Here is an 18,382-nt window from a genome sequence, read left to right as displayed (position 1 = left end):
AGCATGACCGAATATGAGAAGGCCATGCGGCCCGAGGACATCACCCGCTTGTTCGTGGAGCGGTCCAACGCCGGTGACGCCGCCGGTGTCGCCGCACTGTACGAAGAGGACGCGGTGCTGGCCTATCCGCCGGGCGGCCGGACGGTGGGCCGGGAGGCGATCCGTGCCCTGTGGGAGAAGGTGCTGGCCAACCGGCCCCGCTTCGAGCAGGAACAACCGCTGCCGACCCTGATCAGCGGCGACATCGCGCTCACCTCGACCCCGCCGAAGGACAATGCGGGCGCCCGCGCGCAGGTGGTGCGGCGCCAGCCCGACGGCAGCTGGCTCCGCCTGCTCGACCAGCCCGAGTTCGTCAGCCCGCGCGACTGACGGCGCTCCCCGGGATCGAGTCGGCGACGCCGACCTCGCCGCCGACGCGGTCGGCGTCCGCGACGTGCAGCAGGGCCGTCAGCAGGCCGGGAAACCGGGTGTCGAGGTCGGCGCGCCGCAACCGGACATAGCAGCGGGTGCCTTCCTGGCGGGTCCGGGTGATGCCCGCGTCCCGCAGCACCTTCAGATGGTGGCTGAGCGTCGACTTGCCGACGGGCGCGCGCAGCTCGCCCCACGCCCGCTCCCGGTCATCGGCCAGCACCCGGACCAGCCCGAGCCGGATGGGATCGCTGATCGCGCCTAAGACTCGGATGAGCGTCATCTCGGAGGGGTGGGGGTGGTGAGGATCCTTCACGATTCCAATGCTACCTTCGTTCGTTGTTCGTCGAACTTCGAATGATGGAGCCTTCTGTGACTGCACCCGACCATACGACCGGCGACTTCACCGGTCAGGTCGTGATCGTGACCGGCGCGGGCTCCGGCATCGGACGCGCCGCCACGATCGCCTTCGCCCGCGCCGGAGCCCATGTGCTGGGAGTCGGCCGACGCCCCGACGCCCTCGCCGCCACCGAGGCCGAGCACCCCCGCATCGTCGCGTTCCCCTTGGACATCTGTGCCGAGGGCGCGGCAGACCAGGCCGTACGGGCCGCGATCGACCGATGGGGACGCCTGGACGTCGTGGTGAACAACGCCGGCATCACGGGCATGATGCCGCTCGCGGAGGTCACCGCCGCCCGGATCACCGACATGCTGACCACCAACGTCACCGCCCCCAGCCTCCTGGCGTCGGCCGCACTGGAGCACCTGCGGGCGTCGCGCGGAGTGATCGTCAACGTGTCCAGCACCTTCGGCCACCGGCCCATCGCGGGAGCCTCCCACTACGCGGCCACCAAGGCCGCGATCGAGCAGCTCACCCGCAGCTGGGCGCTGGAGCTCGCGCCGGAGGGCATCCGGGTCAACGCGGTGGCCCCGGGCCCGACCGAGAGCGAGGCCCTGGCCTCGGCCGGCCTGCCGCAGGCCGTCATCGACGAGATCAAGGACGACGAGGCCGCCCGCATCCCGCTCGGCCGGCGCGGCGACCCCGCCGAGGTGGCCGCCTGGATCCTGCGGCTGTCCGACGCCCACACCGCCTGGCTCACCGGGCAGATCCTCACGGTCGACGGCGGGTACGAGCTCGTCTGATCAGGCGAACCGGCCGAGCGCCTGCCGGGCGCGTCGCAGGAAGGCCCGCTCGGCCTCGTTCGCGGTGTGGTCGAGGGCCACGTCGTAGGCGGACGCCGCCTCCGTGACGCGGCCCAGCCGGCGCAGCAGGTCGGCGCGGATGGCGTGGAACAGGTGATAGCCGTCGAGGTCGAGGGCGTCGACGAGGGTGAGCGCCTGCTGCGGGCCGTCGACCTCGGCCACCGCCACGGCCCGGTTGAGCGCCACGATCGGGCTCGGGGCGATCGCCATGAGCTGGTCGTACAGCAGCACGATCTGCCTCCAGTCGGTGGGCGGCTCGCTGTGCACGGCGTTGATCGCCGCCTGGACCTGGTACGGCCCGGGCCGGCCACGCCGCAGGCAGCGCCGTACCAGCTCCTGGCCCTCGGCGATCAGCGCCCGGTCCCAGAGGCCGTGGTCCTGGTCGGCGAGCAGGACGAGCTCACCGTCCGGCGAGACCCGGGCGGGGCGGCGCGACTCCAGCAGGAGCATGAGCGCGAGCAGCCCGGCGACCTCGGGCTCGTCCGGCATGAGCGCGGCCAGCAGCCGTCCGAGGCGGACGGCCTCGGCGCACAGGTCCTCGCGGACCAGCCGGTCTCCCGAACCGGCCAGGTAGCCCTCGTTGAAGATCAGGTAGATGACGGCCAGCACGGCCTGCAGGCGGTCGGGCAGATCGGCCTCGTACGGGATCCGGTACGGGATGCGGGCGTCGCGGATCTTGCCCTTGGCGCGGACGAGGCGCTGGGCCATGGTCGGCTCCGGCACCAGGAAGGCGCGGGCGATCTCGGCGGTGGTGAGCCCGCCCAGCAGCCGGAGTGTGAGGGCGACCTGGGCGGCCCTGGCGAGCGCCGGATGGCAGCAGGTGAAGATCAGGCGGAGCCGGTCGTCGCGCACGGGGCCTTCCTCCACGGGTTCGTCGCGGGCGTGCAGCAGGGCGGCCTGGGCGTGCCGGTCCTGGCGGAGGCCTCACGCCGGAGGCGGTCGACGGCCCGGTTGCGGGCGGTGGTGATGATCCAGCCCGCCGGGCTCGGCGGCAGCCCTTCGGCGGGCCAGCGGTCCACCGCGACGGTGAAGGCGTCCTGGACCGCCTCTTCGGCGATGTCGATGTCGCCGAAGACGCGGACCAGGACGGCGACCGCCCGCCCGTACTCCTGGGTGAAGACGCCTTCGATCGCCGAGAGGGGCGTCACTGGAACGGCCGCACCTCGATCGGCAGCGTGGTGGCGCGGGCGAGTTTGCGGCCCCAGACGAGGGCGGCGTCGAGGTCGGGCGCCTGGATGACGGTGAACCCGCCCAGGTGCTCCTTGCCTTCGGTGAACGGGCCGTCGGTCATGAGCACCTCGCCCGCCTGCGGGCGCAGCACGGTGGCGGTGCCGGGCGGGTGCAGCGCGGCGGCGAAGACCCACGCGCCCGCGGCCCGGAGTTCGTCGTTGAGCGCTTCGAGATCGCGCATGACCGGCTCCAGGACCTCAGGCGGGGGCGGGTCGCCGTCGGGCTGGTAGATGCTGAGCAGATACTGCTTCATCGCGGATGTCCTCCCTTGCCGTCTCACCTTCCATACGAACGACATCCCCGCGAATCGACAGCCGTCCTGGCTCAGGTGTAGTAGCCGTCGACCGGGGCGCGGGCCTCGTCGTAGAGCGCCGGGCCCTCGTGCGGGACGTGCGAGAAACCGCCGCCCGGCTTGAGCCCGTCGAGCTGCTCGCTGGAGAGCGCGAACACGACGCGGCCGAGGCCGGAGCGCTCGATGGCGCCCGTGCACATGCCGCACGGCTGGCAGCTGGTGTACATGGTGGTGACGGCCGCGGTGTCGGCGTCGAGCTCGCGCGCCGCCCAGCGGGCCAGCTTCAGCTCCGGATGCGCGGTGATGTCGGAGTCGGCGAGGCTGGTGTTGCGCTCCTCGGCGATCACCGTGCCGTCCTGGCTCACCAGCAGCGACCCGAAGGGCGGGTTGCCGGCCTGCCGGGCGGAGGCGGCCAGCTCGATGGCTCTGCGGAGGTGGCGTTCGTCGTCGTGGTTCATGGAGTCTCCGTTCGGGGTCGGTGGGCGGCGACCGCCGCGAGTGCTTCCCAGGCCACCTCGGGGTGGCTGGTCTCGTGCGGGTCGCCGTTGAAGGGATCGAGGACCACGGTTCCGGCGCCGAGCTCGTGCAGCTGTTCGAGGTCGTCGATGATCTGCTCGATGGTGCCCTCGCCGGCCCGCCGGTCCGGGCCGGTGACCGGCTCGCCGGTGAGCCGCAGGAGGATGCGCGGGACCAGTGGCGGCACCGGGCGCTCCAGCTCGTCGGCCACGATCCGGAGCCGTTCCAGCGCGCCGCGCAGCCAGGGGAGCGTGCAGCGCAGCGGATGCCAGGCGTCGCCCAGGCGCACCGCCCGGCGCACCCCGGCGTCGCTGTTGCCGCCGACCCAGATCGGGATGCGCCCGGGACCGTAGTCGCGCTCGTCGTCCCAGGCGGCGCGCATGGCCCGGATGTGGTCGTCGGTCAGCTTGCCGCGCTGCTGGAACGGGACGCCGAGCGCCTCGAACTCCCGCCGCGCCCAGCCGACGCCCACGCCCAGCACGAGCCGCCCGCCGCTGAGCTGATGCAGGTTGGCGGCCATCCGGGCGACGAGCAGCGGATGCCGGTAGGGGACGATGAGCACGGTGGTGCCGAGCCTGACGCGCCGGGTGATGCCGGCGAGCCAGGCCAGCGTGGTGAACGGCTCGTAGAACGGCGCCGGATACTGCTCGGCCACATCCGGCGTCACCGCCACATGGTCGGAGACCATGAGCAGGTCGTAGCCGAGCCCCTCGACCGTCTGCGCCCAGCGGCGCAGCGTGTCGGGATCGGTGCCTGGCCCGAAGTTCGGAACGTTCACCCCGATGTGCATCAGCAAAGGCTACGGGTTCACGGCGACACGCGCGCGCCCGGCCCGGACGGTTCCGGGACGGTCACGCTTACGGTTCGGGCCGCCGCTCAGCGGGTGCCGCCGGCCCGGTCGGCCAGCTTCACCACCGCACCGACCAGCTCGGAGCCGGTCAGGAAGACCTGGTCGTTGTGGCCCGCGCCGGTCACCTCGATCAGGGTGGCCGAGTCCCCGGCCGCCTCGGCGACCGCTCTGCTCAGTCGTGGCGGCACGATCGTGTCCCGCGTCCCGTACAGGATCACGGTGGGGGCCCGGACGCCGGCGATCAGGTCGGTCACCGGGAAACGGTCGCGGAGCAGCAACCGGACCGGAAGGTAGGGGTAGTTCGCCTGGCCGGCCGCCGCCAGGTCGGTGAAGGGGGAGCGGAGCACCAGGCCGGCCGGCGGATGGTCGACGGCCAGCCGGGTCGCCACCGCCGCGCCGAGGCTCTCGCCGAAGTAGACGACCTTGGTGTGCCCGAGGGTGTCGCCGAGGAACCGGCGCGCGGCGAGGGCGTCGAGGGTGAGCCCGTCCTCGGTCGGGCTGCCGGGGTTGCCGCCGTAGCCGCGATAGTCCATCAGCAGGACCGGCAGGCCGTGCGCGGCCAGGGCGCGGGCCAGCGGCGCGCGGTGCAGCCGGTTGCCCGCGTTGCCACCGGTGATCAGCACGGCCACGTCGCGCTCGCCGGGGACGAACCAGGCGGCGAGCCGGAGGCCGTCACGGGTGGTGAAGGAGACGTCCCGCGCTCCGGGGATCACCGTGGCTGCGGACGGCGCCGGCTGCCGGTCGGGGAGGTAGATCAGGTGACGCTGGCACGCCCACAGCAGTGCGAGCAGCACCACCACCACCACTCCCACGATGACCACCACGGTGCGCATCGCCGCCGATCACTCCTCCCATGGGTCGTGGTGTCAGTCCACCACAGACCGCTCCGCATACGCTGAGGGCGGCGAACGAGCGTGACAGCTGGGAGGCCCCGGGTATGACAGCCCGGGGAAGAAGACCGCGACGGGGGAGGCGGGCCGCATGCTGAGCGACGGCGAGCGCATGCTGGGCGGGCTTCTCCAGTCCAGCCACACCGCGAGCATGGAGGACGTCGTCCGGCTGGTCGCCGAGCACGCCGTGCTCGGCGGTTTCACCAACACCCAGATCTACGTGGCCGATCTGCAGTCGATGTTCCTCGCGCCCCTGCCCGGTCAGACCGATCCGGCGGGTGAGCCGCTCTCGCGGCTGCGCGTCGACGGCACCCTCGCCGGGCAGGCCTTCCGCGACGTCACGCTCGTCCGAGCCCCGGTAGACGACTCGGGCGTGGTGCGGCTGTGGGTGCCGCTGCTCGACGGCACCGAGCGGGTCGGCGTGCTCGGCGCCCTCGCCCACGACCCCGACGAGACCGCCGAGTGGCGGATGAAACGCCTCGGCACACTGATCTCCCTGATGGTGGTCAGCAAGCGTCACTCCAGCGACACCTATGCCCGGCTGGTGCGGACCGACCCGATGACGCTGTCCGCCGAGGTGCTGTGGAACCTGCTGCCGAACGGCAGCTTCGCCAACGACAGGGTGGTGCTCAGCGCCGCGCTCGAACCCGCCTACCAGGTGGGCGGCGACGCCTTCGACTACGGCATCACCGGGGACCTCCTGCACCTGTCGATCTTCGACGCGATGGGCCACGACCTCACCTCCGGGCTGACCGCGAGCATCGCCATGGGGGCCTGCCGCAACAACCGGCTCCAGGGCGCTGACCTGCTCGCCACCAGCGAGGCGGTCGACGAGGCGATCGCCGAGCAGTTCGGCCAGACCCGCTTCGCCACCGGCGTCCTGGCCGATCTGGACATGAACACCGGTGAGCTCACCTGGGTCAACCGCGGGCATCACCCGGCCCTGATCATCCGCGACGGCCGCCTGGCCGCCACCCTGGAGAGCAAGATCCCGTCGCCCCCGATGGGATTCCGGCTGGGGCTGTCGTCCGGGATCGAGCGCTATCAGCTCCAGCGCGGCGACCGGCTGCTGTATTACACCGACGGCATCATCGAGGCCCAGAGCCCCGAGGGGGAGATGTTCGGGCTGGACCGGTTCATCGAGTTCATCGTGCGGCACGAGGCGGACGGGATGTCGGCGCCCGAGACCCTGCGGCGGCTGATCCAGTCGATCCTGCGGCACCAGCACGGGCGGCTCCAGGACGACGCCACCGTGCTGACCGTGGAGTGGCAGTCCGGCAGGCACGTCGGCCTCACCTTGTGATCAGCCTCACCGGTGGGGCGTGCCGGGTGAGCGCCTCGGGCGGCACCTCCTCGAAGCGCAGCGGCCTGCCGATCGCCGCGCCAATGGCGGCCATCTGCTCGTGGGTGATCGACCGTGGACCGGTCGGCGACGGCGGCGGCCTCGCACTCCTTGTTCCGGTCGCCGCGCAGCCGGGAGGGCCGCTCGTCCAGGGGGTCCCGGTAAGTCACCCCCTAAGAGGATCGGGCCCCGCGGAATGTGACATGTGCTCGAGAGCCGAGCGGTGCGCGTACGGCCGCGCGCAGTGATCAGGCCGACTTCTCGCGCGGGCCCGGCTCAGGGTGGGCACGCGGCACCAGGGTCGGGTTGACGTGGTCGAGCACGGTGTCGCGGGTGATCACGACTCGGGCCACGTCGTCCCGGCTCGGCAGCTCGTACATCACGTTGAGCAGCACCTCTTCGAGGACGGCGCGCGTGGCGCGGGCGCCGGTGCGGCGCAGCAGCGCCTGATCGGCGATCGCGCCGACGGCTTCCTCGGTGAAGGCGAGCTCGACGCCGTCGAGCTCGAACAGCCGCTGATACTGCTTGATCAGCGCGTTGCGGGGCTCGGTGAGGATCCTCGTCAGTGCGGTACGGTCCGGCGGACGCAACGTGGTCAGCACCGGGAGGCGGCCGACGAGCTCCGGGATCAGCCCGAACTTCAGCAGGTCGGCCGGCATGACCTCGGTGAGCGGGTCACGCCCGTCCGGCGGCGTGGCGCCGAACCCGGCGCTCCTGCGGCTGGTCCGCCGCTCGACGATGTGCTCCAGGCCGGCGAACGCGCCACCGGCGATGAACAGCACGTTGGCGGTGTCGATCTGGACGGTCTCCTGCTGCGGGTGTTTGCGCCCGCCCTGCGGCGGCACGTTCGCGACCGTACCCTCGATGATCTTCAGCAGCGCCTGCTGGACGCCTTCGCCGGAGACGTCGCGGGTGATGGACGGGTTCTCGCTCCTGCGGGCGATCTTGTCGATCTCGTCCAGATAGACGATGCCGGTCTCGGCCCGCCCGACGTCGTGGTCGGCGGCCCTGAGCAGGCTGAGCAGGATGTTCTCGACGTCCTCGCCGACGTAGCCGGCCTCGGTGAGCGCGGTGGCGTCGGCGATCGCGAAGGGCACGTCGAGCATCCGGGCGAGCGTCTGGGCGAGGTAGGTCTTGCCGGAGCCGGTCGGGCCGATCATCAGGATGTTCGACTTGGCCAGCTCGACGGCGTCGCCGGGGCGCGCCCGGATGCGCTTGTAGTGGTTGTAGACGGCCACCGCGAGCGCCTTCTTGGCCTCCTGCTGGCCGACGACGTAGCGATCCAGGAAGTCGTGGATCTCCCGCGGCCTGGGCGGCGGGGACGGCTCGCTCCGGGCGATCTCGATCCGCTCCTCCTCGATGAGCTCGTTGCAGAGCTCCACGCATTCGTCGCAGATGCAGATCTGACCGGGCCCTGCGATGAGTTTCCTGACCTGGTCCTGCCTCTTGCCGCAGAACGTGCACTTGAGCAGATTGCCGGAGGGTGCCACGTGTCTTCCTCGCCGGAGTTTCTAGATGTTCCTATCATTCGGATGTTCATCGTATCCCAATAGGGGAAGTTAAATATCTTTGACATCAGGTTTGGAGTGCTTTACATTTGTCGTGTTGGCAGATCGTTCACCTGGGAGATGGCATGTCGCACGAGGAGAAGCGGGCGTGGGTCTACGCCGTGATCGCGGGCGTCGTGCCCGTGGTCTACGCCGTGATCGTGGTCGGGCGGCTGGCCGACGCCTCGGTCGCGGAGATCTCCTACGTGCGGCCGCTGCTCATAGCCGTCGGCGTCGCGATCCTGGCCAACATCCTCGCCGACACACTGATGGGAGCGTCCCGAGGCGCCGGCCGCCGCGACGAGCGCGACGTCGGCATCTTCCGGTACGGCACACAGGCCGGCTACTACGTGCTCGCGGCCGGCGCGGCCGGAGTGCTCCTCCTGACACTGGCGGGATTCGAGCACTTCTGGATCGCCAACGCCCTGTATCTGGCGTTCGTTCTTGACGCGCTCGTCTCCTCGATCGTGAAGATCGTCGCCTATCGCCGGGGTTTCTAGGCATGCCCAAGCCCACCAAGATCACCAACTCGATCCGCTACCTGCGCTTCACCCGTGAAGAGATGACGCAGGCCGAGCTGGCGGCCCGCGTCGGGGTGACCCGGCAGACCATCATCGCCATCGAGCAGGGGCGCTACTCGCCCTCGCTGGAGGTGGCGTTCCAGATCGCCAGAGTGTTCGGCGTGCCCCTCGACGAGGTCTTCCAGTACCCCGATGATCAGGCGTGACCGAGCCGCATGACCACCATCACGTGAGGATGATCTTCATGAAGGCCGTCGTCTATGACACCTATGGCTTACCCGACGTCCTCAGGGTCGAGGACGTCGAAACCCCCCGGCCCGGGGACAAGGAGGTGCTGGTCAGGATCGGCGCCGCGCCGGTGTCGGCGGTGGACGCCACCTTCCGGGCGGGCAAGCCGTTGTTCTCCAGGCTGTACACCGGCCTCACGAAGCCGAAGGCGCGGACGCTGGGCACCGACTTCGCCGGTGAGGTCGCGGCGGTCGGCAAGGACGTGAGCCGGTTCGCCGTGGGCGATCGGGTCCTCGGCGTCACCGGTCCCAATTTCGGGGCGCACGCCGAGTATGTGCTCGCCTCGGAGGACGGGCCACTGGTCGTCGCGCCGGCCAACCTGTCCTACGCCGAGGTCGCCTCCTTCAGCAGTGGAGTGCTGACCGCGCTGCCCTTCCTCAGGGACCACGCCCGCCTCCGGCAAGGGCAGGAGATCCTCGTCAACGGAGCCTCCGGGCAGGTGGGGCTGGCGGCGGTGCAGCTGGCCAAGCACTTCGGCGCGCGGGTCACCGGCGTGTGCAGCACCGCCAAACTGGACCTGGTGACCTCCCTGGGCGCCGACGAGGTGGTCGACTACACGAAGGAGGACTTCACCCGCGCGAGCCACGGTTACGACGTCGTCTTCGACGCGGCCGGCAAGAGCTCGTTCGGGCGGTGCAAGCGCGTGCTGAAGAGCGGCGGGGTGTACATGACGACCGTCCCCTCCCCGGCGATCTTCCACCAGTCGCTGTGGACACGCAGGTTCGGCGACAAGCGGGCCGTCGTCGCGTTCACCGGCCTGCGCAAGGACAGCGACAAGACCACGGACCTGCGCTTTCTCGTGGAGATCGCGGAAGCGGGACACATCAGGCCGGCCATCGACGGACGTCACCCACTGGCGCGGGCCGCCGAGGCGCATCGGCGCATCGAATCCGGCCTCAACCACGGCGCCGTCCTCATCACGATGGACCACGACGACAGGTGACCGCGTGGCCATGACGGGGTCGCCGGCGGCGAACCACGGCCGTTCCAGCGGTGACACCGGCGCGTCGTTCCCGACGAAGGCGACATCGACCACATGCTTGGGTAGTCGGCTCAGAAGCAGACCGTCAGCACCGAGACCTCGGCCACGTCGGGCCGCCCGCTGGAAGGTCATCCCGGCGAAGCCCCGCACGATCAGCCTGTGCCCGGTGCTCACGATCCGGCCTCCGATCCGCGTGGAGCGCGCCCTGGAACCCTTGACGGCCGCCTCGGTGTGAAGTGACATGACAAGAAGGAGCGAGATCATGCCTGTTCTGGGTGGCTTCCACCATGTCAGGCTGCCCGTCTCGGATGTGGTCACGAGCCTGGAGTGGTACAGGCGCGTGCTGTTCCTGGAGGTGGCGATCGAGTTCATCGAGGACGGCGTCCTGCGCGCCGTCACCCTGTCCGACCCGGACCGGACGCTCAGACTCGCCTTGCGCGAGGACCCCCAGCGCGCCCCCGGCCTGGCCGGATTCAATGCGCTGGCCTTCGGCGTGCCGACCATGCAGGACCTGCACGCCTGGTCCGACCATCTGGACGCGCTCGGCGTCGAGCACTCCGCCATCGCCGAAGGCAGCGTGGGATGGCTGATCGGCGGCATCACCGACCCCGACGACATCGAGATCCGGCTCTACACCCATGAGAGGCGACCATGAGCGCGCTGTACCTGCCCGCGGGTGCGGGCACGACCCATTCCTTCCTCGGCACCGCCATGACGGTGAAGGCGGGCGGATCAGAGACCGGTGAGGCGCTGAGCCTCAGCGAGCAGGAGTGCCCGCCGGGCTTCGCCACGCCCTGGCACCTGCACCAGCACGACGACGAGGCGTTCTACATCCTGTCTGGAACGGTCCGGCTGTACTGCGGCGACCGGACGTGGGAGGCGGGAGCCGGCGCGTTCGCCCTGCTGCCCCGCGGGCTGCCGCACGCCTTCGCCAACCGGGCGGAGGAGCCGCTGCGGCTGCTCCAGCTGAGCTGGCCGGCCGGGTTCGAGAACTTCGTCGCCGAGGTCGCCGCCCAGGACCCCGACCCGGCCCTGCTGACCGAACTCGCCGCCCGCCACGGCCTTGAGATCATCGGGCCGCCGCCCGCCTGACGCGCGTCAGGTCGGCGCGCCGGACAGCCGCCGGGCGAGGGATTCCAGCGTGGCGACGAGCTCGGCGACCTCCGCCGCCTCAACACCCAGCGCCTCGGCCAGCGCGGCGTCGACGGTCGTGCTCTCGGCGGCGCGCCGCCCCTTCTCCGGCGCGCCGGGAGCGGGACGTACCAGAGTCCGCCGCCGATCGGCGGGGTCGGTCTCGGTGACCAGCGCGCCGTCCTCGCGGAGCTTCGCCACCGAGGAGGACACCAGACTCTGCGGGAAGCCGGTGCGCTCGGTGACCTCCCGGATCGAGCTGCCTGGGTTCTCGAAGACGTCGACGAGGATCGTCCGCGCGCTGTTCGTCAGCGTGTGGAACCCCGATCGGGGGATGGCGTCCTGGCCGATCCTGATCAGCTTGTGCCCCAGGAGAAACAGCTCCAGCCCGTTCATGCGTCCCATGATGCACCACAGACGTGATACATCTTGAATATGATGCATCTGAAAACAGATGGAGTTGGCACGCTGGACGTGCCCGGCGCCCGGCTGCGGTACCTGCGGCGCGGCACCGGCCCGCTGCTCCTGCTGATCGCGGGCGGCGACGGGGACGCCGCGGCCTCCGACGGCCTGGCCGCCCACCTCGCCGGCTCGTACACCGTGCTCACCTACGATCGTCGCGGCCTGTCCGGAAGCACCGTCCACGACCCGGCACGGTCACCGACCCTCACCACCCACGCCGACGACGTGCACCGGCTCCTCACCGCACACACGTCAGAGCCCGCGTACGTCTTCGGCAGCAGCATCGGCGCCATGATCTCCCTGGAGCTGGTGTCCCGCCACCCCGAACAGGTCGGCCTCCTCGTGGCGCACGAGCCGCCCGCGCCCCAACTGCTGCCCGAGCCCGAGCGCACGCGCGCCCGCCAGGACCAGCGGAAGGCCGAGGAGATCTTCCAGGCGGAGGGCGCCATCCCGGCGTTTCTCGCCTTCGCCGCGTTCGGCGGCATCGACCCCACCGATCGCGAGCCGGACGTGGAGGTCGCGCCGCCCGGCCCGGAACGACTGCCGAACATGGAGTACTTCCTGACCCACGACGCCCCGGCGGTGCGCCGCCACCGGCTGGACCTGGCCGCCCTGAAGGCAGCGTCCACCCGCATCGTGCCCGCCGTGGGCCAGGCCTCCGCGCACATCTGGGCGCACCACTGCGCCCACCTGCTCGCCGAGGAGCTCGGCGCCTCGTACGTGGAGTTCCCCGGCGGCCACAGCGGCGACGTCTTCCGCCCCCGAGCCTTCGCCGCCCGCCTGCGCGATGTCCTCGACGGCCGGTTGCCGTGACCCGGAAGGCGTACGATCCGAAGCGGCCCCAGGCGGCGAAGGCGGCCGGCGCGAACAGCACCACGTTGACGGCGATCCCCGAGGGCTCTTCACGGCGGCCGCACCACGAGACAGAGCCCTGATCAGCTAATCTCGAGAACAAGCGGGACCCGGCTGGGCTTAGCAGCCAGGTCCCTTACCTCCACGGTAAGGGAGATCATCAGTGGACACCAAGACCATCGAAGATCGAGTGCGGAGTCTGGAGTCGTTTCGCGTATCGAACGGGTGAGGATCTGACCGACATCAAGACCACGCTGACCGGGCATACGGGGCAGCTGGCCGAGATCCATGACCGGCTGGGCCACGTCGAGGACCGGCTGGACCACATCGAGAAGGGCATTTCCCTCCTCCTCGGTCACCACGGCATCGAGCGTGCCGGAGCGGGGTCCGTGTAAGGTCCGTGGACACCGCTCCGGCGGCTGACGCAGGCGGCGGTTCGCCCGCCGCCTGGTCGGTGGCGCTAGGGCATGATCCCGTTGAGGATCGGGATGAGGTGCTCCTCCTCGTAGGAGAGGTGGGCGTCGAGCTCGGCGATCAGCCGCTCCACCTCACCGAGCAGCGTCGCGGGATCCGTACCCTCGCCTGAGACGAGCTTCTGAAGCTCCTCCAGCAGCGCCTTGATCTCCTCGTGCTCGCGGCGCAGCCGCGCCAGGGCGGGCGCGAGCTCGGGGTGCTGCCCGTCGAGGTGCGGGAACATGTGCCCGTCCTCCATCAGGTGGTGGTGCTCCAGCCCCTGGCAGAGGGCGAGGCAGTTGATGCGCAGCTGCGAGCCGAGGCCCGGCCCGGACTCCGCCACCTCCTTGCGGACCAGGGCGAGCTCGCGGCGGAACGCGTCATGGATCGCCTTGAGCCCGTCCCCTCCCCGGGTGACGCTCGATACGGGGGGACCGACGGGGGTCAGCGCGACGACGGGGATGGTCCGTCCGGCTTTGGCCTGGTATTCGGCCCAGCCGGGATCGGATTCGACGGCGCGGGCGAAGATCTCGTCGCGCTCGGTGCCCTGAAGGATCCGCGCGTCGGCTTCGCGGGTGAACACCCCGTCTTCGAGGGTGACCCGTGGGTTGGCCCGCACGTTGTGGTACCAGGCGGGGTTGGCGGGCGACCCTCCGGCCGAGGCGATGACGAACAGGCGACCCGAGCCGCCGTCCGGCAGGTAGCCGAGCGGGGTGGTGTGGCGGGCGCCCGTCCTGGCTCCCGTGGTGGTCAGAAGGAGCAGCCTGGCCCCGTCGAAGGGCGGCCCGACCTGGCCCTGGTTGGCGCGGAACCGGTCGATGATCTGCTGGTTGAAGTCGTTGGGCATGCTCTGCTTTCTCCAGGCGTGAGTACGAGGCCGCAGGAATATGCGGTGAAATTTCGGTACATCGCACGCCGACGCCCAGGCCGTGGGCAGGCAAGCCTCGAAGAACGCGGGAAACAGGAACGAGGCGGCGGTCAACACCACCGAGCGCGGGGACGGCGCGCGGGCGCGATCAGATCAGGCGCTGCCTGTGAGCTGTGAAGTCACGGTATCGTCCCCTTGCTGCGCGGCCTCCATGCCGACACCGTCCTCCGGGTGACGTCACGCGACCTGCCGATGATTACACGACGTCCTGCCGTGGCTGTCAATCCCGCTGCCGCTATCGCGGACAAACCATCGCTATAGTGGACATATGGATGGCGAAGGCGTTCTCTCCACCGGCCTGTCGATGGCCGAGCTGGGCGCGCGCATCCGCGCCGAGCGCCGCTCGCGGGGGCTGTCGATCGAGCGGACGGCCGCGCTGAGCGGCATCAGCCGCAGTATGGTCTCCGAAGTCGAACGGGGCGCCAAGACGCCGAGCGTGCTGGTGCTCGACCGGCTGGCGACGGCACTCGGCACCTCGATCGCCCGGCTGCTCGACGAGCCCGCCCTTGAGGTCCCCCAGGTGCTGCGGCACGCCGCCCAGCGGGTGGTGCGCGACCCGTCCGGCTGGGAGCGCCGGGTGCTGTCGCCGGTGCTGCCGAACGTGGAGTTCGAGTTCATGCGGACCACCCTCGGGCCCGGCGTCGACGCGGGGGAGTTCGCCGCGCACGCCCCCGGATCGCGCGAGTACGTGGCCGTCGAGTCCGGCCGGCTCCGGCTCACCATCGACGACCGGCCGCACGTCCTGCACCCCGGCGACTCCGCCTACTATCCGGGCGACCGCCGTCACGCCTTCGCCGACGACACAGGCACCGGCTGCGTGTTCTACCTGGCCATGGAGCTGGGCGGGCGCGCGGTCACGCATCACGACCCGGGAAGGGAGACACCGGATGGATGAGCTGCGCCAGGCCGCAGGCAAGGCCGCCGACCTCATGGCCGACCACCTCGCCGGCATCCGCGAGGAGCCGGTCTGGCAGCCGGTGCCGGCCGAGGACCGCCTCTGGCTGACCGGCCAGGCCCTGCCCGAGACCGGTCGAGGGATGGCCGAGCTGCTGCAGGACGTGCGGGACCGGGTGCTGCGGCACCCGATGGGCAACGGGCATCCCCGCTTCTTCGGCTGGGTCAATTCCCCGCCGAACCCGGCGGGCGTCCTGGTCGAGCCGCTGGCCGCCGCCCTGAACCCGAGTTGCGCGGGCGGCGAGCACGCCGGCCCCCTGCTGGAGCGTACGGTCGTGCGCTGGCTGGCGGACCTGGTGGGCTTCCCCCACCGGCCCGGCGGCGGGCTGCTGACCAGCGGCGCCTCCATGGCCACCATCATCTGCCTGGCCACCGCCCGCCAGCAGGCGGCGCTGCGCGACGGGTGGGACGCCCGCGAGGACGGGCTGGCCGGGCGCGCCCCGATGACCCTGTACGTCTCGACGGAGGGCCACAGCTGCCTGCGCAAGGCCGCCGAGCTGCTCGGGCTGGGCGCCCGCCAGGTGCGCACCGTCCCGGTGGACGCCTCCTACCGCATGGACGTCTCCGCGCTCCGTACGATGATCGCCGAGGACGTGGCGGCCGGGATGCGGCCGTTCTGCGTCGCGGCCAGCGCCGGCACCGTCAACACCGGCGCCGTCGACCCGCTGGACGAGATCGCCGACGTGGCGGGCGAGCACGGGCTGTGGTTCCACGTCGACGGCGCCTACGGCGCGCTCGGCGTGCTGGCCGACGGCGCCGCTCCCGCCTTCGCGGGCATGGACCGGGCCGACTCGCTGGCGCTGGACCCGCACAAGTGGCTCGGCGTGCCGGTGGGCTGCGGCTGCGCCCTGCTCCGCGACCCGGCGCAGGCGCGCGCCGCATTCAGCCTGGTGCCGTCCTACCTGATCGACGACAACGCCGACGAGCTCGGCTGGTTCGCCGAGTACGGGCCCGAGCAGACCCGTCCATTCCGCGCGCTGAAGACCTGGGCGACCATGTCCCACCTCGGTCGCGAGGGCATCGTCGAGCTCGTGGACCGCACCTCCCGGCTGGCCCGAATCCTGGGCGCCATGGTCGAGGACGCCGCGGACTTCGAGCTCCTGGCCCCCGTCACGACCTCCGTCACCGCCTTCCGCCACCGGCCCACGGCGGCGGAGAGGACAGAGGGCCACTCGCCTGCGGCGGCGGAGAGGACGGACGGTCACCGGCCCGGGGCCGTGGCGGGGCTGGACGCGCTCAATCGAGCCCTCCCCGCGGCGGTGCAGCGGCGGGGCAACGTCTTCCTCACCGGCACCCGGCTAGGCGGCGACGACGCCCTGCGCGCCTGCATCCTCAGCCCGGACACCACCGAGGACGACCTGGCGCTGCTGCTCCACGAGATCCGCACGGCCGCCAAGGAGCTCGGCCGCTGACGTTTGCGTGCCGCCGACCGGCTCGGATAGTGTGCGCGTCGCCAGCAGTCGAACGACACGACCGAGGAGGTGAGACCCATTACCGCTGGACCAGGCCGGGTGCTCTCACCTCACGGCCGCGCGGTTCACCTGGCATAGGTGACCGGGAGAGCGCCCACAGCATCCCCGAAAGGCGCTCATGTCCCTCCCTTACCCCGCCATCGTCACCACGCTCCGCGCCGCCGGCTGCGTCTTCGCCGAGGACGAGGCCCGTCTGCTCACCGCCGCCGCGCGGACTCCGGCGGAGCTCCTCGACATGGTGCACCGGCGAGCCGCCGGTCTGCCGCTCGAACACGTCCTCGGCTGGGCGGAGTTCTGCGGTCTGCGCGTGGCCGTCGACCCCGGCGTCTTCGTGCCCCGCCCCCGCACCGAGTTCCTCCTGCGCCAGGCCACCGCCCTCGCGAGCGCCTTCGCCGGCACCCTCGCCACCACGCTGTGCGAAGCGGGGCCCAGCGCGCCGTACGGTTCGCGGGTCGCGGCGGGGCCGGTCGTGGCCGTCGACCTGTGCTGCGGCACCGGGGCGCTGGGGGCCGCGCTGGTCGCGGCGCTGGAGCGGGTCGAGCTGCACGCCTCCGACATCGACCCGGCCGCGGTGGCGTGCGCCCGCCGCAACCTCGCCGCCGGCAGTCAGGTGTACGAGGGCGACCTGTACGAGCCGCTGCCCGCTGACCTGCTGGGCCGGATCGATCTGTTGCTCGCCAACGTGCCGTACGTGCCCACAGGCGAGATCGACCTGCTGCCCTCGGAGGCCCGCCTGCATGAGGCGCGGGTGGCGCTCGACGGCGGCGCGGACGGCCTCGACGTCCTGCGCCGCGTGACGGCCGAGGCGGGGAGCTGGCTCGCCCCCGGCGGCCACCTGCTGTTCGAGACCAGCGAGCGCCAGGTGCCACAGGCCATCGACGCCGTGACCCGCCACGGTCTGGCCGGCCGCGTGGCCGTATCCGAGGAATGGGAGGCCACCGTCATCATCGCCACCCGCCCCGGATGATTTCCGGCACGCCATCGCCCCCGCCCCGCCGGATTCCCGGCACGTCATCGCTCCCGCCCCACCCGATCCCGCAAAATTTCAGCTTTGACTTATATAAGTCAAAGCTGAAACAATCGGGGAGTGCACGCATTCGACGTCCTCGGTGACCCTGTCCGGCGCCGGATCCTGGAGCTGCTCGCCGACGGCGAGTTGAGCTCCGGCGAGGTCACCGCCGTCATCCAGCGCGAGTACGGCATCTCCCAGCCGGCGGTCTCGCAGCACCTGAAGGTGCTGCGAGACAACGGCTTCGCCAGCGTCCGCGCCCAGGGCGCCCGGCGGCTCTACGCCGTCGACGCGGGGCCGCTGCGCGAGGTCGACGAGTGGCTGGAGCGCTTCCGCGGTTTCTGGAACCAGCGCCTGGACGCCCTGGCGACGGAGCTGGCCCGCGGCAGACGCGAACGCCGAACCCCGGACCCACGACCGAAAGACGAGCCCAGCTGATGGACATCATCGACGAGATCACCCGATCCCATCGCGAGATCAAGGAGAGCGGCGAGACGAAGACGCTCCTGCTGACCCGGCATTTCGACGCCGACACCAAGGACGTCTGGGACGCCTGCACGACCGCCGAGCGGATCAGCCGCTGGCTGCAGCCCATCACCGGAGACCTCCGCCTCGGCGGCTCCTTCCAGATCGAGGGCAACGCCAGCGGTGAGGTTCTGCGGTGCGAGCCGCCCAGCCTGCTCACGGTGAGCTGGATGTACGGCGGCCCGCCCGCCTCGGAGGTGGAGGTGCGCCTGTCCGCCGCGGACGGCGGCACCCGCTTCGAGCTACGGCACACCGCGGTGCCGCCGCCCGACATGTGGACGCAGTTCGGCCCCGGCGCGGTCGGCATAGGCTGGGACCTGTCGCTGCTCGGCCTGAGCCTGCACCTGAGCGGCGGCGTGCTGCCCGACCACGACCACATGCACGAGACCGAGGAGGGCCGGGAGTTCATCACCCGCAGCAGTCAGGCGTGGGGCGAGACGTTCCTGGCCGCCGGCGCCACCGCCGAGCAGGCGGCGGCGGCCACCGCGGCCTCCACCGCGTTCTACGCCCCCTCCGGAGAGTGACCG

The 18,382-nt window shown here is 71.3% G+C and carries 25 protein-coding genes; 14 read left to right on the top strand and 11 right to left on the bottom strand.

The window, feature by feature from the left end:
- The first annotated feature begins 3 nt into the window (after positions 1–3).
- Positions 4–369: a YybH family protein gene (locus ACIBQX_RS42630; protein WP_397015028.1), complete on the top strand. Its 366-nt coding sequence runs from the start codon at positions 4–6 to the stop codon at positions 367–369.
- On the opposite strand, the gene ACIBQX_RS42625 is transcribed toward ACIBQX_RS42630, so the two are convergent.
- On the bottom strand, positions 353–724 hold the full coding sequence (locus ACIBQX_RS42625; RefSeq protein WP_397015026.1) for an ArsR/SmtB family transcription factor: 372 nt from the start codon (positions 722–724) through the stop codon (positions 353–355). The two genes, ACIBQX_RS42630 and ACIBQX_RS42625, sit on opposite strands and share 17 nt — an antisense overlap.
- Before the next feature lie 56 nt (positions 725–780).
- On the opposite strand from ACIBQX_RS42625, the gene ACIBQX_RS42620 reads away from it, so the two are divergent.
- On the top strand, positions 781–1,551 hold the full coding sequence (locus tag ACIBQX_RS42620) for an SDR family NAD(P)-dependent oxidoreductase (protein WP_397015024.1): 771 nt from the start codon (positions 781–783) through the stop codon (positions 1,549–1,551).
- On the opposite strand, the gene ACIBQX_RS42615 is transcribed toward ACIBQX_RS42620, so the two are convergent.
- The 6 genes from ACIBQX_RS42615 to ACIBQX_RS42590 form a co-directional block, all read right to left on the bottom strand.
- On the bottom strand, positions 1,552–2,463 hold the full coding sequence (locus ACIBQX_RS42615; protein WP_397015022.1) for an RNA polymerase sigma factor: 912 nt from the start codon (positions 2,461–2,463) through the stop codon (positions 1,552–1,554).
- Positions 2,439–2,759 carry a sigma factor gene (locus tag ACIBQX_RS42610; protein ID WP_397015020.1) on the bottom strand — a complete coding sequence of 107 codons (321 nt, stop codon included), beginning with the start codon at positions 2,757–2,759 and terminating at the stop codon, positions 2,439–2,441. The genes ACIBQX_RS42615 and ACIBQX_RS42610 overlap by 25 nt, the downstream gene beginning before the upstream one ends.
- Entirely contained in the window at positions 2,756–3,094 is a 339-nt protein-coding gene (locus ACIBQX_RS42605) for a YciI family protein (RefSeq protein ID WP_397015018.1), read from the bottom strand. The genes ACIBQX_RS42610 and ACIBQX_RS42605 overlap by 4 nt, the downstream gene beginning before the upstream one ends.
- 71 nt (positions 3,095–3,165) lie before the next feature.
- Entirely contained in the window at positions 3,166–3,591 is a 426-nt protein-coding gene (locus tag ACIBQX_RS42600) for a nucleoside deaminase (protein WP_397015016.1), read from the bottom strand.
- The gene (locus tag ACIBQX_RS42595; protein WP_397015014.1) at positions 3,588–4,439 is read right to left on the bottom strand and encodes an LLM class flavin-dependent oxidoreductase; all 852 of its coding nucleotides are present in this window, start codon (positions 4,437–4,439) and stop codon (positions 3,588–3,590) included. Before ACIBQX_RS42595 ends, ACIBQX_RS42600 begins: the two co-directional genes overlap by 4 nt.
- Positions 4,440–4,525: 86 nt before the next feature.
- A complete protein-coding gene (locus tag ACIBQX_RS42590; RefSeq protein ID WP_397015012.1) occupies positions 4,526–5,332 on the bottom strand; it encodes an alpha/beta hydrolase in 807 nt (268 codons plus the stop codon).
- Positions 5,333–5,480: 148 nt separating this feature from the next.
- On the opposite strand from ACIBQX_RS42590, the gene ACIBQX_RS42585 reads away from it, so the two are divergent.
- Complete coding sequence (locus tag ACIBQX_RS42585; protein ID WP_397015010.1) at positions 5,481–6,692, top strand: PP2C family protein-serine/threonine phosphatase; 1,212 nt, start codon at positions 5,481–5,483, stop codon at positions 6,690–6,692.
- Between the two features lie 287 nt (positions 6,693–6,979).
- On the opposite strand, the gene clpX is transcribed toward ACIBQX_RS42585, so the two are convergent.
- Positions 6,980–8,221, bottom strand: a complete 1,242-nt coding sequence (gene clpX, locus ACIBQX_RS42580; protein ID WP_397015008.1) for an ATP-dependent Clp protease ATP-binding subunit ClpX — start codon at positions 8,219–8,221, stop codon at positions 6,980–6,982.
- Positions 8,222–8,364: 143 nt separating this feature from the next.
- Between clpX and ACIBQX_RS42575 the strand changes: the two genes are divergently transcribed.
- The 5 genes from ACIBQX_RS42575 to ACIBQX_RS42555 all read left to right on the top strand — a co-directional run bounded on the left by ACIBQX_RS42575 (position 8,365) and on the right by ACIBQX_RS42555 (position 11,161).
- Positions 8,365–8,778 (top strand): hypothetical protein, encoded by a 414-nt coding sequence (locus ACIBQX_RS42575; RefSeq protein ID WP_397015006.1) that lies wholly within the window; start codon positions 8,365–8,367, stop codon positions 8,776–8,778.
- Positions 8,779–8,780: 2 nt separating this feature from the next.
- Positions 8,781–9,005 carry a helix-turn-helix transcriptional regulator gene (locus tag ACIBQX_RS42570; protein WP_397015004.1) on the top strand — a complete coding sequence of 75 codons (225 nt, stop codon included), beginning with the start codon at positions 8,781–8,783 and terminating at the stop codon, positions 9,003–9,005.
- A 29-nt stretch (positions 9,006–9,034) separates the two neighbouring features.
- Complete coding sequence (locus tag ACIBQX_RS42565) at positions 9,035–10,030, top strand: NAD(P)-dependent alcohol dehydrogenase (protein WP_397015002.1); 996 nt, start codon at positions 9,035–9,037, stop codon at positions 10,028–10,030.
- A 301-nt stretch (positions 10,031–10,331) separates the two neighbouring features.
- Entirely contained in the window at positions 10,332–10,724 is a 393-nt protein-coding gene (locus ACIBQX_RS42560; protein ID WP_397015000.1) for a VOC family protein, read from the top strand.
- A complete protein-coding gene (locus ACIBQX_RS42555) occupies positions 10,721–11,161 on the top strand; it encodes a cupin domain-containing protein (protein ID WP_397014998.1) in 441 nt (146 codons plus the stop codon). Before ACIBQX_RS42560 ends, ACIBQX_RS42555 begins: the two co-directional genes overlap by 4 nt.
- A 6-nt stretch (positions 11,162–11,167) precedes the next feature.
- Here ACIBQX_RS42555 and ACIBQX_RS42550 read toward each other — a convergent pair whose 3' ends face one another.
- Complete coding sequence (locus tag ACIBQX_RS42550) at positions 11,168–11,596, bottom strand: MarR family winged helix-turn-helix transcriptional regulator (protein ID WP_397014996.1); 429 nt, start codon at positions 11,594–11,596, stop codon at positions 11,168–11,170.
- A gap of 39 nt (positions 11,597–11,635) precedes the next feature.
- Here ACIBQX_RS42550 and ACIBQX_RS42545 point away from each other — a divergent pair, with 39 nt between their 5' ends.
- Positions 11,636–12,475, top strand: coding sequence for an alpha/beta fold hydrolase (locus ACIBQX_RS42545; protein WP_397014994.1), 840 nt, complete (start codon positions 11,636–11,638; stop codon positions 12,473–12,475).
- A gap of 122 nt (positions 12,476–12,597) precedes the next feature.
- Here ACIBQX_RS42545 and ACIBQX_RS42540 read toward each other — a convergent pair whose 3' ends face one another.
- Complete coding sequence (locus ACIBQX_RS42540; protein ID WP_397014992.1) at positions 12,598–12,876, bottom strand: hypothetical protein; 279 nt, start codon at positions 12,874–12,876, stop codon at positions 12,598–12,600.
- Between the two features lie 98 nt (positions 12,877–12,974).
- Positions 12,975–13,814 carry a nitroreductase/quinone reductase family protein gene (locus tag ACIBQX_RS42535; protein ID WP_397014990.1) on the bottom strand — a complete coding sequence of 280 codons (840 nt, stop codon included), beginning with the start codon at positions 13,812–13,814 and terminating at the stop codon, positions 12,975–12,977.
- Between the two features lie 349 nt (positions 13,815–14,163).
- On the opposite strand from ACIBQX_RS42535, the gene ACIBQX_RS42530 reads away from it, so the two are divergent.
- The 5 genes from ACIBQX_RS42530 to ACIBQX_RS42510 all read left to right on the top strand — a co-directional run bounded on the left by ACIBQX_RS42530 (position 14,164) and on the right by ACIBQX_RS42510 (position 18,379).
- Positions 14,164–14,790, top strand: a complete 627-nt coding sequence (locus tag ACIBQX_RS42530; RefSeq protein ID WP_397014988.1) for a helix-turn-helix domain-containing protein — start codon at positions 14,164–14,166, stop codon at positions 14,788–14,790.
- Positions 14,783–16,261 carry a pyridoxal phosphate-dependent decarboxylase family protein gene (locus ACIBQX_RS42525; protein WP_397014985.1) on the top strand — a complete coding sequence of 493 codons (1,479 nt, stop codon included), beginning with the start codon at positions 14,783–14,785 and terminating at the stop codon, positions 16,259–16,261. Before ACIBQX_RS42530 ends, ACIBQX_RS42525 begins: the two co-directional genes overlap by 8 nt.
- 178 nt (positions 16,262–16,439) lie before the next feature.
- Complete coding sequence (locus ACIBQX_RS42520; protein WP_397014983.1) at positions 16,440–17,288, top strand: putative protein N(5)-glutamine methyltransferase; 849 nt, start codon at positions 16,440–16,442, stop codon at positions 17,286–17,288.
- 120 nt (positions 17,289–17,408) lie between these two features.
- Positions 17,409–17,768, top strand: coding sequence for an ArsR/SmtB family transcription factor (locus ACIBQX_RS42515; protein WP_397014981.1), 360 nt, complete (start codon positions 17,409–17,411; stop codon positions 17,766–17,768).
- Positions 17,768–18,379 (top strand): SRPBCC family protein, encoded by a 612-nt coding sequence (locus tag ACIBQX_RS42510; protein WP_397014979.1) that lies wholly within the window; start codon positions 17,768–17,770, stop codon positions 18,377–18,379. The genes ACIBQX_RS42515 and ACIBQX_RS42510 overlap by 1 nt, the downstream gene beginning before the upstream one ends.
- The last annotated feature ends 3 nt before the right edge of the window (positions 18,380–18,382 follow it).

The organism is Nonomuraea sp. NPDC049714 (assembly GCF_044465295.1).
Taxonomy (GTDB): domain Bacteria; phylum Actinomycetota; class Actinomycetes; order Streptosporangiales; family Streptosporangiaceae; genus Nonomuraea.
Note: the sequence above shows the minus strand (reverse complement) of the source record. Positions and strands in the feature narration are given on the sequence as shown.

Excerpts from the sequence above, each read along its gene's own strand:
- ACIBQX_RS42590 (WP_397015012.1), bottom strand. The coding sequence starts at position 5,332 with ATGCGCACCGTGGTGGTCATCGTGGGAGTGGTGGTGGTGGTGCTGCTC.
- ACIBQX_RS42565 (WP_397015002.1), top strand. The coding sequence starts at position 9,035 with ATGATCTTCATGAAGGCCGTCGTCTATGACACCTATGGCTTACCCGAC.
- ACIBQX_RS42535 (WP_397014990.1), bottom strand. The coding sequence starts at position 13,814 with ATGCCCAACGACTTCAACCAGCAGATCATCGACCGGTTCCGCGCCAAC.
- ACIBQX_RS42530 (WP_397014988.1), top strand. The coding sequence starts at position 14,164 with ATGGATGGCGAAGGCGTTCTCTCCACCGGCCTGTCGATGGCCGAGCTG.
- ACIBQX_RS42585 (WP_397015010.1), top strand. The coding sequence starts at position 5,481 with ATGCTGAGCGACGGCGAGCGCATGCTGGGCGGGCTTCTCCAGTCCAGC.
- ACIBQX_RS42550 (WP_397014996.1), bottom strand. The coding sequence starts at position 11,596 with ATGAACGGGCTGGAGCTGTTTCTCCTGGGGCACAAGCTGATCAGGATC.
- ACIBQX_RS42545 (WP_397014994.1), top strand. The coding sequence starts at position 11,636 with ATGATGCATCTGAAAACAGATGGAGTTGGCACGCTGGACGTGCCCGGC.
- ACIBQX_RS42555 (WP_397014998.1), top strand. The coding sequence starts at position 10,721 with ATGAGCGCGCTGTACCTGCCCGCGGGTGCGGGCACGACCCATTCCTTC.
- ACIBQX_RS42595 (WP_397015014.1), bottom strand. The coding sequence starts at position 4,439 with ATGCACATCGGGGTGAACGTTCCGAACTTCGGGCCAGGCACCGATCCC.
- ACIBQX_RS42575 (WP_397015006.1), top strand. The coding sequence starts at position 8,365 with ATGTCGCACGAGGAGAAGCGGGCGTGGGTCTACGCCGTGATCGCGGGC.
- ACIBQX_RS42525 (WP_397014985.1), top strand. The coding sequence starts at position 14,783 with ATGGATGAGCTGCGCCAGGCCGCAGGCAAGGCCGCCGACCTCATGGCC.
- ACIBQX_RS42605 (WP_397015018.1), bottom strand. The coding sequence starts at position 3,094 with ATGAAGCAGTATCTGCTCAGCATCTACCAGCCCGACGGCGACCCGCCC.
- ACIBQX_RS42600 (WP_397015016.1), bottom strand. The coding sequence starts at position 3,591 with ATGAACCACGACGACGAACGCCACCTCCGCAGAGCCATCGAGCTGGCC.
- ACIBQX_RS42560 (WP_397015000.1), top strand. The coding sequence starts at position 10,332 with ATGCCTGTTCTGGGTGGCTTCCACCATGTCAGGCTGCCCGTCTCGGAT.
- ACIBQX_RS42630 (WP_397015028.1), top strand. The coding sequence starts at position 4 with ATGACCGAATATGAGAAGGCCATGCGGCCCGAGGACATCACCCGCTTG.
- ACIBQX_RS42520 (WP_397014983.1), top strand. The coding sequence starts at position 16,440 with ATGTCCCTCCCTTACCCCGCCATCGTCACCACGCTCCGCGCCGCCGGC.
- ACIBQX_RS42570 (WP_397015004.1), top strand. The coding sequence starts at position 8,781 with ATGCCCAAGCCCACCAAGATCACCAACTCGATCCGCTACCTGCGCTTC.
- ACIBQX_RS42510 (WP_397014979.1), top strand. The coding sequence starts at position 17,768 with ATGGACATCATCGACGAGATCACCCGATCCCATCGCGAGATCAAGGAG.